The 14,650-nt window shown below is 59.3% G+C and carries 12 protein-coding genes and 1 tRNA gene; 7 read left to right on the forward strand and 6 right to left on the reverse strand.

Features of this window, described 5'->3' with window-relative positions:
• Positions 1-80: 80 nt before the first annotated feature.
• Both clpA and clpS read right to left on the reverse strand, forming a co-directional pair.
• Positions 81-2,384 (reverse strand): ATP-dependent Clp protease ATP-binding subunit ClpA, encoded by a 2,304-nt coding sequence (clpA, locus tag AKL28_RS10620; RefSeq protein WP_050468103.1) that lies wholly within the window; start codon positions 2,382-2,384, stop codon positions 81-83.
• Entirely contained in the window at positions 2,381-2,695 is a 315-nt protein-coding gene (gene clpS, locus AKL28_RS10625; protein ID WP_050468104.1) for an ATP-dependent Clp protease adapter ClpS, read from the reverse strand. The genes clpA and clpS overlap by 4 nt, the downstream gene beginning before the upstream one ends.
• 331 nt (positions 2,696-3,026) lie before the next feature.
• Here clpS and cspE point away from each other — a divergent pair, with 331 nt between their 5' ends.
• On the forward strand, positions 3,027-3,230 hold the full coding sequence (gene cspE, locus AKL28_RS10630) for a transcription antiterminator/RNA stability regulator CspE (RefSeq protein ID WP_050468105.1): 204 nt from the start codon (positions 3,027-3,029) through the stop codon (positions 3,228-3,230).
• Between the two features lie 172 nt (positions 3,231-3,402).
• Here cspE and icd read toward each other — a convergent pair whose 3' ends face one another.
• Positions 3,403-4,659 (reverse strand): NADP-dependent isocitrate dehydrogenase, encoded by a 1,257-nt coding sequence (gene icd, locus AKL28_RS10635; protein ID WP_050468106.1) that lies wholly within the window; start codon positions 4,657-4,659, stop codon positions 3,403-3,405.
• Between the two features lie 188 nt (positions 4,660-4,847).
• On the opposite strand from icd, the gene AKL28_RS10640 reads away from it, so the two are divergent.
• The 3 genes from AKL28_RS10640 (at position 4,848) to AKL28_RS10645 (ending at position 6,403) form a co-directional block, all read left to right on the forward strand.
• Positions 4,848-5,408, forward strand: a complete 561-nt coding sequence (locus AKL28_RS10640) for a pseudouridine synthase (protein ID WP_050468107.1) — start codon at positions 4,848-4,850, stop codon at positions 5,406-5,408.
• A 176-nt stretch (positions 5,409-5,584) separates the two neighbouring features.
• On the forward strand, positions 5,585-5,755 hold the full coding sequence (locus AKL28_RS24825) for a hypothetical protein (protein ID WP_169801833.1): 171 nt from the start codon (positions 5,585-5,587) through the stop codon (positions 5,753-5,755).
• Between the two features lie 183 nt (positions 5,756-5,938).
• Positions 5,939-6,403, forward strand: coding sequence for a DUF192 domain-containing protein (locus AKL28_RS10645; RefSeq protein ID WP_050468108.1), 465 nt, complete (start codon positions 5,939-5,941; stop codon positions 6,401-6,403).
• Positions 6,404-6,579: 176 nt separating this feature from the next.
• Here AKL28_RS10645 and rpsT read toward each other — a convergent pair whose 3' ends face one another.
• The gene (gene rpsT / locus AKL28_RS10650) at positions 6,580-6,846 is read right to left on the reverse strand and encodes a 30S ribosomal protein S20 (protein WP_050468109.1); all 267 of its coding nucleotides are present in this window, start codon (positions 6,844-6,846) and stop codon (positions 6,580-6,582) included.
• Positions 6,847-7,235: 389 nt separating this feature from the next.
• On the opposite strand from rpsT, the gene murJ reads away from it, so the two are divergent.
• Together murJ and AKL28_RS10660 are read left to right on the forward strand one after the other, a co-directional pair.
• The gene (gene murJ, locus AKL28_RS10655; protein ID WP_050468110.1) at positions 7,236-8,789 is read left to right on the forward strand and encodes a murein biosynthesis integral membrane protein MurJ; all 1,554 of its coding nucleotides are present in this window, start codon (positions 7,236-7,238) and stop codon (positions 8,787-8,789) included.
• Positions 8,790-8,922: 133 nt separating this feature from the next.
• Positions 8,923-9,771, forward strand: a complete 849-nt coding sequence (locus AKL28_RS10660) for a SirB1 family protein (protein WP_050468134.1) — start codon at positions 8,923-8,925, stop codon at positions 9,769-9,771.
• Positions 9,772-9,830: 59 nt separating this feature from the next.
• Here the strand turns inward: AKL28_RS10660 and AKL28_RS10665 are convergent, their stop codons facing one another.
• Positions 9,831-11,744 carry an ATP-binding cassette domain-containing protein gene (locus AKL28_RS10665; protein WP_050468111.1) on the reverse strand — a complete coding sequence of 638 codons (1,914 nt, stop codon included), beginning with the start codon at positions 11,742-11,744 and terminating at the stop codon, positions 9,831-9,833.
• Positions 11,745-11,984: 240 nt separating this feature from the next.
• Between AKL28_RS10665 and AKL28_RS10670 the strand changes: the two genes are divergently transcribed.
• The gene (locus AKL28_RS10670) at positions 11,985-14,432 is read left to right on the forward strand and encodes a penicillin-binding protein 1A (protein ID WP_050468112.1); all 2,448 of its coding nucleotides are present in this window, start codon (positions 11,985-11,987) and stop codon (positions 14,430-14,432) included.
• 55 nt (positions 14,433-14,487) lie between these two features.
• On the opposite strand, the gene AKL28_RS10675 is transcribed toward AKL28_RS10670, so the two are convergent.
• Positions 14,488-14,563 (reverse strand) — tRNA-Arg (locus AKL28_RS10675).
• Between the last annotated feature and the right edge of the window lie 87 nt (positions 14,564-14,650).

Here is a 14,650-nt window from a genome sequence, read left to right on the forward strand (position 1 = left end):
CTTTCGCCAGGACGATGGCGATGAAACCAATAAAAAAGCCGGAACGATGTTCCGGCTTTTTCGTGCCTGCAACCTGAAGCTTATTCCACTTCCAGCTTTTCCTGCGGCTCTTCGGGCGGAGCCGAGTCGTCGCCTTCCGGGAACTCCAGCTTGACCTGGTCCTTGTCATCCATCTCGACAGTGACGCGGCCGCCGTTGACCAGCTTGCCGAACAGCAGCTCGTCGGCCAAGGCCTTGCGAATCATGTCCTGGATCAGGCGCGACATCGGACGTGCGCCCATCAGCGGATCGAAGCCCTTCTTGCCCAGGAACTTGCGCAGGCTGTCGGAGAAGACGGCTTCCACCTTCTTCTCATGCAACTGCTCTTCCAGTTGCATCAGGAACTTGTCGACCACGCGCAGGATGATGTCCTCATCCAGCGGACGGAAGCTGATGATCGCATCCAAGCGATTGCGGAACTCAGGCGTGAACATGCGCTTGATATCCACCATCTCGTCGCCGGCTTCCTTCTTCTCGGTGAAGCCGATGGTGCGCTTCTGCAAGCTCTCGGCGCCCGCGTTGGTGGTCATGATGATGATCACGTTGCGGAAGTCGGTCTTGCGGCCGTTGTTATCGGTCAGCGTGCCGTGGTCCATCACCTGCAGCAGGATATTGAAGATATCCGGATGCGCCTTTTCGATTTCATCCAGCAGCAGCACGGCATGCGGCTTCTTGTTGATCGCCTCGGTCAGCAGGCCGCCCTGGTCGAACCCGACATAACCCGGCGGCGCGCCGATCAGGCGACTCACCGCATGGCGCTCCATGTATTCGGACATGTCGAAACGCACCAGTTCGATGCCGAGGATGAAGGCCAACTGCTTCGCCACTTCGGTCTTGCCCACACCGGTCGGGCCGGAGAACAGGAAGGAGCCGATCGGCTTGTCGGTCTTGCCCAGGCCGGCGCGCGCCATCTTGATGGCCGACGACAATGCTTCGATGGCCGGGTCCTGGCCGAACACGACGTTCTTCAGGTCGCGATCGATGGTCTGCAGCTTGACGCGGTCGTCCTGGTTGACCGATTGCGGCGGGATACGCGCGATCTTGGAAATGATTTCCTCGATCTCGGACTTGCCGATGGTCTTCTTCTGCTTCGACTTCGGCAGAATACGCTGGGCCGCACCGGCTTCGTCGATCACGTCGATCGCCTTGTCAGGCAGATGGCGGTCATTGATGAAGCGGGCCGCCAGTTCGGCCGCCGAGGTCAGCGCCGAAGCGGAATACTTCACGCCGTGGTGCTCTTCGAACTTGGACTTCAGGCCGCGCAGGATCTGAATAGTCTGTTCGACGGTCGGTTCGTTGACATCGATTTTCTGGAAGCGGCGGGACAGCGCGTGGTCCTTTTCGAACACGCCGCGGAACTCGGTATAAGTGGTCGCGCCAATGCACTTCAACTGGCCGCTGGAAAGCGCCGGCTTGAGCAGGTTAGATGCATCCAGCGTACCGCCCGACGCCGAACCGGCGCCGATGATGGTATGGATCTCGTCGATGAACAGGATGCCGTTGGGGCTGTCCTTCAACTGCTTCAGCACTGCCTTCAGGCGCTGCTCGAAGTCACCGCGATACTTGGTGCCGGCCAGCAGCGCGCCCATGTCGAGCGAATACACGACGGCGTTCTTGAGGATTTCCGGCACATCGCCCTGGGTCACGCGCCATGCCAGCCCTTCGGCGATGGCGGTCTTGCCCACGCCGGCTTCGCCGACCAGCAGCGGATTGTTCTTGCGGCGGCGGCACAGGGTCTGGATCACGCGCTCGACCTCGGACTCACGGCCGATCAGCGGGTCGATCTTGCCTTCGGCGGCGGCCTTGTTCAGGTTCTGCGTGAACTGGTCCAGCGGGCTTTCCTTCTGCTGGCCTTCGGCTTGCACGTCCTCGGCGCCTTCCGGCGCCTTCTGCGGATCGGCCTGCTGGTCCTTGCGCACGCCGTGCGAAATGAAATTGACCACATCCAGACGAGTCACGCCCTGCTGATGCAGGTAGTAGACTGCGTGCGAATCCTTCTCGCCGAAGATGGCGACCAGCACGTTGGCGCCGGTCACTTCCTTCTTGCCGTTGGAAGCCGATTGCACGTGCATGATGGCACGCTGGATGACGCGCTGGAATCCCAGCGTGGGCTGGGTATCCACCTCGTTGGTACCAGGGACAGTCGGGGTGTTGTCGGTAATAAAATTGGTCAGCGTTTTGCGCAAATCATCGATATTCACCGAGCAGGCACGCAATACTTCGGCCGCGGACGGATTGTCCAGCAGCGCGAGCAGCAGATGCTCCACGGTAATGAATTCATGGCGCGATTGTCTGGCTTCGACAAAGGCCATATGCAAACTGACTTCAAGTTCCTGCGCAATCATGCTTCCTCCATCACGCATTGCAGGGGATGCCCTGCCTTTCGAGCGTGGGTTAAAACGAGTTCCACTTTTGTGGATGCAATATCTTTGGGATATACACCACACATACCCTTCCCATCTCGGTGAACCTTGAGCATGATCTGCGTCGCGGTTTCACGGTCTTTGTTGAAATACTCCTGGATGACGGCGACAACGAATTCCATCGGCGTATAGTCATCGTTCAACAAAAGAACTTGGTACATAGGAGGCGGCTTAAGTTTCGCCTCTTGCCGCTCCAGTACTGTACCGCCATCATTTTCGTGCTTGGTTGCCATGCGTTTATTTGACCATCAAAAGCTGTGCAACGCACAATGATTACGTAAGATCCAGATGGAGAGATATTACGCGTTTTCCCGCTGCTGCGCAGATGACGGTGATTTATCCTAAATCAAGAGCTACCGCCGCCATCGACGAAACAAGCGCCCAAACTTTAAGTTGAAAACTGCTTGACTTTTATATTTCCAGCGAGAACAATGGATTCATTGATTAGTAGTTACTACTTGTCAATGGTATGAAAGGGGGCACTGTTTAAGGGGGGCTGCGTGACGCGCGATGCTTCTTGCTTTAACGGCTCGTGTGATAGTTTAAAATTTGAAAGATGTTTTTATGGCAACAGGTACAGTTAAGTGGTTCAACGATTCCAAAGGCTTTGGCTTTATTACCCCAGATGACGGCGGCGAAGATCTGTTTGCTCACTTCTCGGCTATCAATATGAATGGCTTCAAGACCCTGAAAGAAGGTCAAAAAGTCCAGTTTGATGTCACGCAAGGCCCCAAAGGCAAGCAAGCTTCGAACATCCAAGCGGCGTAATCCCAGCCAGCTCCTGAAAAGCCTCGCATAGCGAGGCTTTTTTCATTTCCGCACCCCACCCCACTACCCATACCTTTACGAGACCGCTGCAGCCCTCACAGGCAGTTGCGTCGCCATACAAAAAGCCGGGCAGTGCCCGGCTTTCGCATTTCCCGCATGTGGCACAAGGGGCTCACATGTTTTCGATCATCACCTCGCCAAATCCCGAGCAGGAAACTTGGGTCGCTCCCTCAAGCAAGCGTGCGAAGTCGTAAGTCACGCGTTTGGACGATACCGATTTTTGCATTGCATTGATGATCAGGTCCGCCGCTTCGGTCCAGCCCATATGGCGCAGCATCATTTCCGCCGACAGGATCACCGATCCCGGATTGACATAATCCTTGCCCGCATACTTGGGCGCGGTGCCGTGGGTAGCCTCGAACATCGCCACCGAGTCGGACATGTTGGCGCCCGGCGCGATGCCGATACCCCCGACCTGCGCCGCAACGGCATCGGAAATGTAGTCGCCGTTCAGGTTCAGCGTCGCAATCACGCTGTATTCGGCGGGACGCATCAGGATCTGCAGGAAGAACGCATCGGTAATCGCATCCTTGATCATGATGTAGCGCCCGGTCTTGGGATTTTTCAACCTCATCCATGGGCCGCCATCGATCAGTTCGGCGCCGAACTCCTTGGCCGCCAGCGCATAACCCCAATCGCGGAAGGCGCCCTCGGTAAACTTCATGATGTTGCCCTTGTGGACCAGGGTCACCGAAGGCTTGTCATTGTCGATGGCGTACTGGATCGCCTTGCGCACCAGGCGCTCGGTACCTTCGCGCGACACCGGCTTGATGCCCAGCGCCGAGGTCTCGGGAAAGCGCAACTTCTTGACGCCCATTTCATTGACCAGGAAATCGATCACCTTCTTGACTTCGGCCGAGCCGCTCTGCCATTCGATGCCGGCATAAATATCTTCCGAATTTTCGCGGAACACGACCATGTCGGTCTTTTCCGGTTCACGCAGCGGCGATGGTACGCCCTTGAAGTAACGCACCGGACGCAGGCAGACATACAGGTCCAGATGCTGGCGCAGCGTGACATTGAGCGAACGGATACCGCCGCCGACCGGCGTCGTCAGCGGCCCCTTGATCGAGACCAGATAGTCCTTCACCGCCTCCAGCGTTTCGTCCGGCATCCAGACATCCTTGCCGTAGATCCTGGTCGCCTTTTCGCCGGCGTAAATTTCCATCCAATGGATCTTGCGCGCACCGTCATAAGCCTTTTCCACCGCCGCATTGACGACCTTGAGCATGACCGGCGTAACGTCCACGCCGATGCCATCGCCTTCGATGTAGGGAATGATCGGATTATTCGGGACATTCAGGGTGAAGTCGCCATTGGCGGTAATCTTCCGGCCCTCAGCAGGCACTTGGATATGTTGGTACGACATCGTGGTCTCCGGCGTTTAAGCAGAACAAGCGGGGAATTTTAAGAGATTTCGCGAAAGCAGGTCGGAAGAATGCTCAGGGAAGGCAAAACTATCGTCGGCCAGGCGCCATGTCCTCTATAAGACATAAGATATGTCCTCGATTATGCATGAGGATTTTACGGAATCCCATGATTTTGCGACACTAGCGCATGCCTCTCATATTATTCAACAAACCTTTCCAGGTGATGAGCCAGTTCTCCGCCCATCCGGAGCGCGAAACCCTCGCCGACTACATCAAGATCCCGAACGTCTACCCTGCTGGCCGCCTCGATGCCGACAGCGAAGGCCTGCTGCTGCTCACCGACGACGGCAAGCTCCAGCATGAAATCAGCAATCCGCGCCACAAGCAGCCCAAGACCTACCTGGCGCAAGTAGAGGGCGACGCCTCTCAGGAAGTGCTGCAACGCCTGCGCGATCCGCTCAACCTGGGTGACTTCGTCACGCAGAAAAGCGAAGCCCGGCTGATCCAGGAACCTGGCTGGCTATGGCCGCGCAATCCGCCCATCCGTGAACGCAAAAGCCAGCCGACCAGCTGGATCGCACTCACCATCAGCGAAGGCAAGAATCGCCAGGTACGACGCATGACGGCGGCGGTAGGCCTGCCGACGCTGCGCCTGGTTCGCATCGCCATTGGTCCGTTTTCGCTGGCAACGCATCCGCTGCTGCCAGGCGAGTGGCGCGAAGTGGATCCGCTGGAGCTGGAGCGCTAAGCGACAAGGCCCGGAAAATTATCAAAACAACACCAATAATCCCTCGCACGCCCGATAATTGCCAAAAAAGATCAAAAAGGTTGTCAACCTTCGTTGTCTGCTGCCGTTATTGTCAGTGATTCGCACGAATCATCGTTTGCCTCACATCCCTAACATGTTGAATTGAAGGACGCAAAATGAAAAAATTGATCGCCGCTCTGGTCGCTGGCCTGTTCGCAACTGCCGCCTTCGCACAAGCCCCTGCCGCTCCGGAAGCTCCGAAGGCAGAAGCTGCTGCTCCGAAGGCAAAGAAGGCTAAGAAAGCCAAGAAGGCAAAGAAGGCAAAGAAGGCTGCTGAAGCTAAGTAATTAGCGTCGCGCAATTTAAAAAGGCAGGCTAGTCCTGCCTTTTTTCATGCCCGGACGATTAATTCCCTACTATCCGTTATTGACGGACTGACATCTTCGCCGCCCGCGCCAAAGCACAACTACGGCGAATCGCTATAATCCTGCAGATTCAAATCCCCGATTGATCGAAAACCAATATTGACCATGCGCCAACTCAATCGCCCCCGCCTGTTCGCCGGCGTCGCCGCAGCCCTGCTCACGGCACTATGCCTTGCCGACGCTGCCGCCCAGACGCCGCAAGTCCGCAAATTCCCCACCACCCAGCTCAATATCGGCATTCACCTGATCAAGGCAGAAGTCGCCCAGACCGAAGCCGAGCGCGAGCAAGGCCTGATGTTCCGGGAGAAAATGGGGGATAACGAAGGCATGCTGTTCCTGTTCGGCACACCGGCAGGCGTTTGCATGTGGATGAAGAACACGCTGATCCCGTTGTCGGTCGCCTTCATGGATGAAAAAGGCGAGGTCATCAACATCGAGGAGATGAAGGAACAGACCCTGGATTCGCATTGTGCCAAACGCGCTGCCGTCTATGCGCTGGAAATGAATAAAGGCTGGTTCAAGCAGAAGAACATCAAACCTGGTACCAAAATCGAAGGCCTACCCAAGTAAGTCCAGCGATAGCGCTCCGAGGTGGGATAACCCGCCCCGGCATCCGTACAAGCAGCGAGAAGCGCTACCGAATTCACGCGACACAAACGCAAAAACCCGCCTGAAAAGACGGGTCTTTGTTCTACTGCTTTACTGCAACTGCGCCGGAGGGCCGGCGTCAGCCAACGGCCGGCGAATTAAGCAGCCAAGGCCTTCAGGGCAGCAGCCAGGCGGCTCTTGTGGCGAGCAGCCTTGTTCTTGTGAATGATTTTCTTGTCGGCGATGCTGTCGATGGTCGACACCGATGCCTGGAACACGCTGGTTGCCGCAGCCTTGTCGCCACCGGCGATTGCCTTGCGGACAGCCTTGATTGCGGTACGCAGGGTCGAACGCTGGCTCGAGTTGTGCGCGTTTTGCTTAACTGCTTGACGTGCACGCTTACGTGCCTGTGCGGTATTTGCCATGAAATTATCCTAAATCGAGAGTCGTATGCGCCGCAAACCCTTAGGACTCGCGAAGCCAAATTCTGTAAAGCCTCGGATTATAACCATTTTCCCCAGCTTGGGCAAATACCTTATCTGGACAAGGAGGAATCCGCGCCGATCCGTTGCATTCAGGTCAAAACGCTGCGCGCAATCCTGACTTGCCTCCAGATGCCCTACCCGACCAGCATAGCAAATGGGCATGCGGATTCAATGATGGACGCCGATGTTGCAATAAAGAAATTTCATTGATGCATCGAACCGATTCGAAATCAAGACACTCTACCGCCACCGCCCATCAGGCCGAAACGCTTTCCCGCACCGCCGATTCCCGGCCGCCGGACTGCGCTGCGCCGCTATAATGCCGCACCATGAACTTGCATAAAACGCTCGCGACCATCTCCGGCATGACGATGCTTTCCCGCATCACCGGACTGGCCAGGGAAATCCTGTTTGCCCGCGCCTTTGGCGCCTCCGCCTATACCGATGCGTTCAACATCGCCTTTCGCATTCCCAACCTGCTGCGCCGCCTGTTCGCCGAGGGCGCCTTTTCCCAGGCCTTCGTTCCGATCCTGGCCGAATACAAAAACCAGCGCGGAGAGGAGCAGACCAAGCATCTGGTAGACCATGTCGCCACCGTGCTGATGTGGGTGATGCTGGTTACCTGTGTGGCAGGCATCGTGGCCACCCCCTTCGTGGTCTACTTCATCGCCACCGGCCTGCAATACAACCCTGAGGCGTTCAACGCCTCGGTGGTGATGACCCGCATCATGTTCCCCTACATCGGCTTCATGGCCTTTGTGGCGCTGGCCGGCGGCATCCTCAATACCTGGAAGGAATTCAAGATTCCGGCCTTTACCTCGGTGCTGCTGAACCTGGCTTTCATCGTCGCATCGCTGTTTGTCGCGCCGTTCATGAAACAGCCGATCTACGCCATGGCGTTCGCCGTACTGGTAGGCGGCATCCTGCAAGTAGCGCTGCAATTGCCGGCGCTGGTGAAGATCGGCATGCTGCCGCGCCTGTACTGGAACCCGATGATCGGCCTGCGCGACACCGGCGTGAAGCGCGTGCTGCAGAAAATGGGCCCGGCCGTATTTGCCGTCTCAGCCGCCCAGATCAGCCTGATGATCAACACCAATATCGCTTCGCGCCTGGAGCACGGCAGCGTGTCCTGGCTCTCCTACGCCGATCGCCTGATGGAATTCCCGACCGCGCTGCTGGGCGTGGCGCTGGGGACCATCCTCCTGCCCAGCCTGTCCAATGCCCACTCCGCCGACGACATGGACGAATACTCGTCCCTGCTCGACTGGGGCCTGCGCCTGACGTTCATGCTCGCCATGCCGGCGGCGGTAGCGCTGGCCACCTTGTCGGAACCGCTGACGGCCACGCTGTTCCACTATGGCAAATTCGACAACCTGTCGGTGACCATGACCAGCCATGCGCTGGTTGCCTACGGCGTCGGCCTGATCGGCCTGGTCACGGTCAAGATCCTAGCGCCGGGGTTTTATGCCAAGCAGGACATCCGTACCCCGGTCATGATCGCAGTCGGCGTACTGATCGCCACCCAGCTGATGAACGGCATTTTCGTGCCGATGTTCGCCCATGCCGGCCTGGCCTTGTCGATCGGCCTCGGCGCTTGCCTGAATGCAGCACTCTTGTTCGTGGGGTTGCGCCGCCGCCGGATTTACATGCCGCGCCCGGGCTGGGGGATTTTCCTGGCGCGGCTGGCCGGTGCGCTGCTGGTGCTGGCAGGCGTGTCATTGTGGATGGCCGGCCAGTTCGACTGGATCGCCTTGCGGGCGCATCCGCTGGGGCGCATCGGAGCGCTGATGCTGGTGATCGCGGTATGCGGGCTCGCCTATTTCGGACCGCTGCTGGCGATGGGGTTCAGGCTGCGCGAATTCAAGCGCATCGCCCGGCGTTAAGAAGAAAAACAAGCGAACAGAATAAACCGCAGCCGCCTTGTGTGCCAGAGTAGCTGGCTGGAAACAACAAGTATTTTTTTCGCCGTGTTGCAGAGGGTGACGCACGCCAAAATATTTTGATAGGATGGACGCCATGACGCTCACCTCCCTCGACTATTTTGCTTCGCTGGTGCGCCAGGACGATTCGATCCCGCTGTTCGAATCGGCCTTGACGCTGGGTCAGGACTTTTATCCCGAAATGGATTTCGCCGAGCAGGAAGTCGAACTCGACCTGCTGGCGCAAAAGCTGAGGCTGCGATTGCCGTCGGATGCTTCGCAGATCCAGAAGCTGCGCATGCTCAACCATTTCTTCTTCCAGGAAATGGCCTTCGCCGGCAACATCAACAATTATTACGACCCCGACAACAGCTACATCCACCGTGTCATCGCGACGCGGCGCGGCATCCCGATCTCGCTGGCAGTGGTCTATATCGAACTGGCGCAACAGGTCGGCCTGGACATGAAGGGCGTCTCTTTCCCCGGCCATTTCCTGATGAAGCTGTCGGTGCAATCGGGCGAAATCGTGCTGGACCCGATGAATGGTTCCAGCCTGTCGCGGGAAGAGTTGGAAGAACGCCTGGAACCTTATCTGGAACGCCAGCAGGAACACGACTTCGGCGATGAACTGCCGCTGGGGGCATACCTGCGCGCGGCGCACCCGCGCGAGATCCTGGCGCGCATGCTGCGCAACCTCAAGGCCATTTTCATGGAAAGCCAGCGCTGGCAGCAAGTGCTGGACGTGCAGGAACGCCTGGTGATCCTGCTTCCCGAAGAGATCACCGAGAAGCGCGACCGCGGGCTGGCGCGCGCCAATCTGGGCCTGCCCCAGGCTGCGCTGGAAGATCTGGAAGCCTACCTTGCGCTACGCCCGCATGCGGACGATGCGCAAAACCTGCGCGAGATGCTGCCCGACTTGCGCGACGCCCTGCGCAAACCCAACTGAGATCCTGAACAGGTTCCAAGAGCCATGCCGTTCCTGCACTCGCAGGAATGGCAACTCGGTTATTTGCGCGCCTCGATCTCTTCCCAGCGCTCCAGGCTGACAAGCAATTCCTCGTCGATCTCGGCAAAACGCTGGTTCAGCTTCACCGCGTCATCGGCATTGCTCTTGTACAGATCGGGGTCGGCCAGCTTCTCCGAAATCGACTTCTGCTCTGCTTCCAGTTCAGCGATACGCTTGGGCAATTCCTCCAGCTCGCGCTGCTCCTTGTAACTGAGCTTCTTTTTCGGCTGTGCGGGCGCCGGGGCCGCCATGCTCGACTCGGCCTTGACTTCGTTCTTGTCCGCCTTCGCTGCCGGCTTGGCCGACGACGCAGGGGAAGCCGCGCGTACGCGCTCCCAATCGGAATAACCGCCGACATATTCGCGCCAGATTCCATCGCCTTCGGCGGCGATCACCTGGGTCACCACGTTGTCGAGGAACATGCGGTCGTGGCTGACCAGGAACACGGTGCCGTCATACTCTTCCAGCAGTTCTTCCAGCAGCTCCAGCGTGTCGATGTCGAGATCGTTGGTCGGTTCGTCCAGCACCAGCACGTTGGCCGGCTTGGCGAACAGGCGCGCCAGCAGCAGGCGGTTGCGTTCGCCGCCGGACAGCGTACGCACCGGTGAACGCGCACGCTCGGGCGAGAACAGGAAGTCGCTGAGGTAGGTCATGACGTGCTTGCGCTGGCCGTTGACCTCGACCCAGTCGCTGCCCGGCGCGATGGTGTCGGCCAGGCTGGCTTCTTCATTGAGCTGGGCGCGCATCTGGTCGAAATACGCCACCTGCATCTTGGTGCCTTGCTTGACCGTGCCGCTGTCGGGCATTTCTTCGCCCAGGATCAGTTTGAGCAGCGTGGTCTTGCCGGCGCCGTTCTGGCCGATCAGGCCGACCTTGTCGCCGCGCATGAGAATGGAAGAAAAATCACGCACGATGGTCTTGGGGCCGTAGGCCTTGTTGACATTCTCCAGCTCCGCCACGATCTTGCCGGAGCGTTCGCCGCTGCCGACTTCCAGCTTGACCTGGCCCTGGCGATCGCGGCGCTCGCTGCGCTGCACGCGCAATGCCTCCAGCCGGCGCACGCGCCCTTCGTCGCGGGTACGGCGTGCCTGTACGCCCTTGCGAATCCACACTTCTTCCTGCGCCAGGAATTTGTCGAACTTGGCGTTCTCTACTTCTTCATTGGCCAGCAGCTCGGCCTTGCGCGCCTGGTAAGTGCTGAAATTACCGGGGAAGGACAACAACTTGCCGCGGTCCAGCTCGATGATGCGAGTCGAGACGTTATCGAGGAAGCTACGGTCGTGGGTGACGAACAGGATGCTGCCCTTGAAATCGCGCAGCAGCCCTTCCAGCCACAGGATGGAGCCGAAATCGAGGTGGTTGGTCGGCTCGTCCAGCAGCAGCACGTCGGGATTGCCGACCAGGCCGCAAGCCAGCGCCACACGCTTTTGCATGCCGCCCGAGAGTTCGCCGATCCTGGCGTCGCGGTTCAGGTTGAGCTTGTCCAGCGTGGTTTCGACCTTGTTGCCGATAGACCAGGCATCGGCCGCATCCAGTACGGTCTGGATCTGGTGCATGCGCTCCAGCAAGGCGTCATCGTTGTCGCCGCCGAACTGGCCGGTGATCGCCTCATATTCGGCCAAGAGCGCAGGCAGTTCGCCCAGGCCGGAAGCCACGGCGTCGAACACCGTCATCTCGGCCGGGAAATGCGGCTCCTGGTCGACATAGGCGATCTTCAGGCCCTGTTGCATCACCAGCAGGCCATCGTCCAGCTTGGAACGGCCGGCGATGACCTTCAGCAACGACGACTTGCCGGTGCCGTTGCGGCCGATCAGGCCGACGCGCTCGCCGGTCTCCAGCGAGAATTCTGCGTGGTCGAGAAGTGCGACGTGGCCAAAGGCCAGTTGCGCGTCGCTAAGGGAAATGACTGCCATAGGGAGATGTGCCGCGGCCTACTGCACCGCGTCTGGAATGTGCGTAAAGAGCGGCATTGTACCGACTGCAGCGGGGAAATGCGGCGCCGCATGGCCGGTTTGTCGAAATGATTGCCAGGAAGCACATAAAAATGCTCCCCGATACATTTTTTACATCCTGTTAAGGATTGCCGGCGCCCGTCTTTCCGGGCCGGCAGGCTTGATGCTGTAAGATAGCGCATCCAGATTTCCGCCTACCCCATGCATCTTCCAACGTCTCCGGGCCGGTTGCACCGTCAACGCGGCTTCCTCAACCCCAATATCGCCAAATTCATCGGACTCTCCATCCTCGGCCTCGGCATCGTCGGCGCCCTGCTGGTGGTCTATGCGCTGATCTTCATCAACCCGCGCCTGCCTTCGCTGGACCTGATCACCGACTACCGGCCCAAGGTCCCGCTGCGCATCTATTCCGAAGACAAGGTGCTGCTGGGCGAATTCGGCGAGGAAAAGCGCAGCCTGGTCAAGCTGGACGACATTCCGGCCGACATGAAGAACGCCGTACTGGCCATCGAAGACTATCGCTTCTACCAGCACGGCGGCATCGATTACATCGGCATCGCCCGCGCGCTGGTGACCGACGTGCTGCGCGGCAGCGCCTCCCAGGGCGCCAGCACCATCACCATGCAGGTGGCGCGCAACGTGTTCCTGACCAAGGAAAAGACCTTCTCGCGCAAGCTCTATGAAGTCCTGCTGGCCAACAAGATCGAGAGCGCGCTGACCAAGGACCAGATCCTTGAGGTCTACATGAACCAGATCTACCTGGGCCAGCGCGCCTTCGGCTTTGCCGCCGCTGCCCGCACCTACTTCGGCAAGGACCTGAAGGACGTCACACTGGCGGAAGCCGCGATGCTGGCCGGCCTGCCCAAGGCGCCGTCGGCCTACAACCCCATCGTCAATCCCAAGCGCGCGCACATCCGCCAGCAATACATCCTGCAGCGCATGCTGGATGTGGGCTTCATCACCCAGGCGCAATACGACGTCGCCTCCAAGGAAGAACTGAAGGTACGCGCACCGGGCAGCCAGTACAGCACCCACGCCGAATACGTCAACGAAATGGTGCGCCAGATGGTGTATGCGCAATACAAGGAAGACACCTACACCCAGGGCTTCAACGTCTACACCACCATCAACGCCGCCGACCAACAGGCCGCCTACCTTGCCGTGCGCAAGGGCGTCATGGACTACGACCGCCGCCACGGCTACCGCGGCCCGGAAGAGACCGTGGAGCTGCCGGCCAACGCCGACGACCGCGCCAGCGCCATCGACGACGTAATGGACGACCATCCGGACAACGACGATATCCTGGCCGCCGTGGTGGTGGCCGCCGGCCCCAAGCAGGTCGATGCGGTGCTGCGCTCGGGCGACAAGGTGAGCATCAAGGGCGACGCCCTGCGTTTCGTCGCCAACGCGCTTTCGGACAAGGCCAAGAAGGAAGTCCGCATTCAACCGGGTTCGCTGATCCGCGTCATGCAGGATGCCAAGCAGAACTGGCAGATCGTGCAGCTACCGCAAGTGGAGGCGGCGCTGGTGTCGGTGGTGCCGCAGGACGGTTCCATCCGCGCCCTGATCGGCGGCTTCGACTTCACCCAGAACAATTTCAACCACGTCACCCAGGCGTGGCGCCAGCCGGGCTCCACCTTCAAGCCCTTCATCTATTCGGCGGCGCTGGAAAAGGGTTTTGCCCCGGCCAGCATCGTCAACGATGCACCGGTTTCCTACCCGGCCGGCCCCGGCCAGCCGAACTGGGAACCCAGGGATGACGAAACCCCGGCCGGGCCGATGAGCGTGCGCACCGCGCTGCAAAAATCGGTCAACCTGGTGGCCATCCGCACGCTCGACTACATCGGCGTACCCTACGCCAAGGACTTCATCACCGGCACCTACGGCTTCGACCCCGACAAGGTTCCGCCCTACCTGCCGATGGCGCTGGGCGCTGGCCAGACCAACCCGCTGCAGCTTTCCGCCGCCTACTCGGTGTTCGCCAACGGCGGCTACAAGATCCAGCCCTACCTGATCACGCAGATCACCGACTCCCGCGGCAAGGTATTGTCCAAGGCCGATCCGCTGGTGGTTGGCAACGGCGCGCCGCGCGTAGTGGCCGAACGCAACAGCTACATGATGACCAACCTGCTCAAGTCAGTGGCGCAGCGCGGCACCGGCGCACGCAGCAACAGCCTCGGCCGCACCGACCTGGCGGGCAAGACGGGCACCACCAACGAGGCGTTCGACGGCTGGTTCGCCGGCTATCAGCGCTCGCTGGCTACCGTGGTATGGATGGGTTACGACCAGCCCAAGAGTTTGGGCGGCATGGAGTTCGGCGCGCAGCTTGCCTTGCCGATCTGGGTGGATTACATGGGGAAGGCCTTGAAGGGCGTCCCGCAATTCGACCAGCCGGTGCCAGACGGCATCCGCTTCATCGATGGCGAACCGTATTACGACAACTTCACGCCCGAGAACGGTTTGGTCACCAACGTCGGCGTAACGGTGGTCGATGCGATTTCCAATTTCTTCGGCTGGACGCCGAGCCAGTCGCCGAGTGCGCCGGCCGCGAGTGGCCAACCCTTGCCCAACGCGCCTGGCACGCAAAAGGCGCCGCCCTCCAGCGCCCCCGCCAACAAGTTCAACGAGAACCTCTACCAGGGACACTGAAGCAGGGCTGAAAAGAAAAAAGCGCAGAAGACATCTTCTGCGCTTTTTTTTATGCTGGCGCCCCCGACACGGATCGAACGTGTGACCTATCCCTTAGGAGGGGATCGCTCTATCCACTGAGCTACGGGGGCGGCAAGGCGGCTATTGTAGCCTCTGCGCCCATGCTTGGAAAGCGAAGGCCGTGCACGGCGGCAGTGTTGCCTGTATGCGCCATGCAG

Origin of the sequence: Herbaspirillum chlorophenolicum, from assembly GCF_001189955.1 — a bacterium.
In the GTDB taxonomy this organism is placed as follows: domain Bacteria; phylum Pseudomonadota; class Gammaproteobacteria; order Burkholderiales; family Burkholderiaceae_D; genus Herbaspirillum; species Herbaspirillum chlorophenolicum.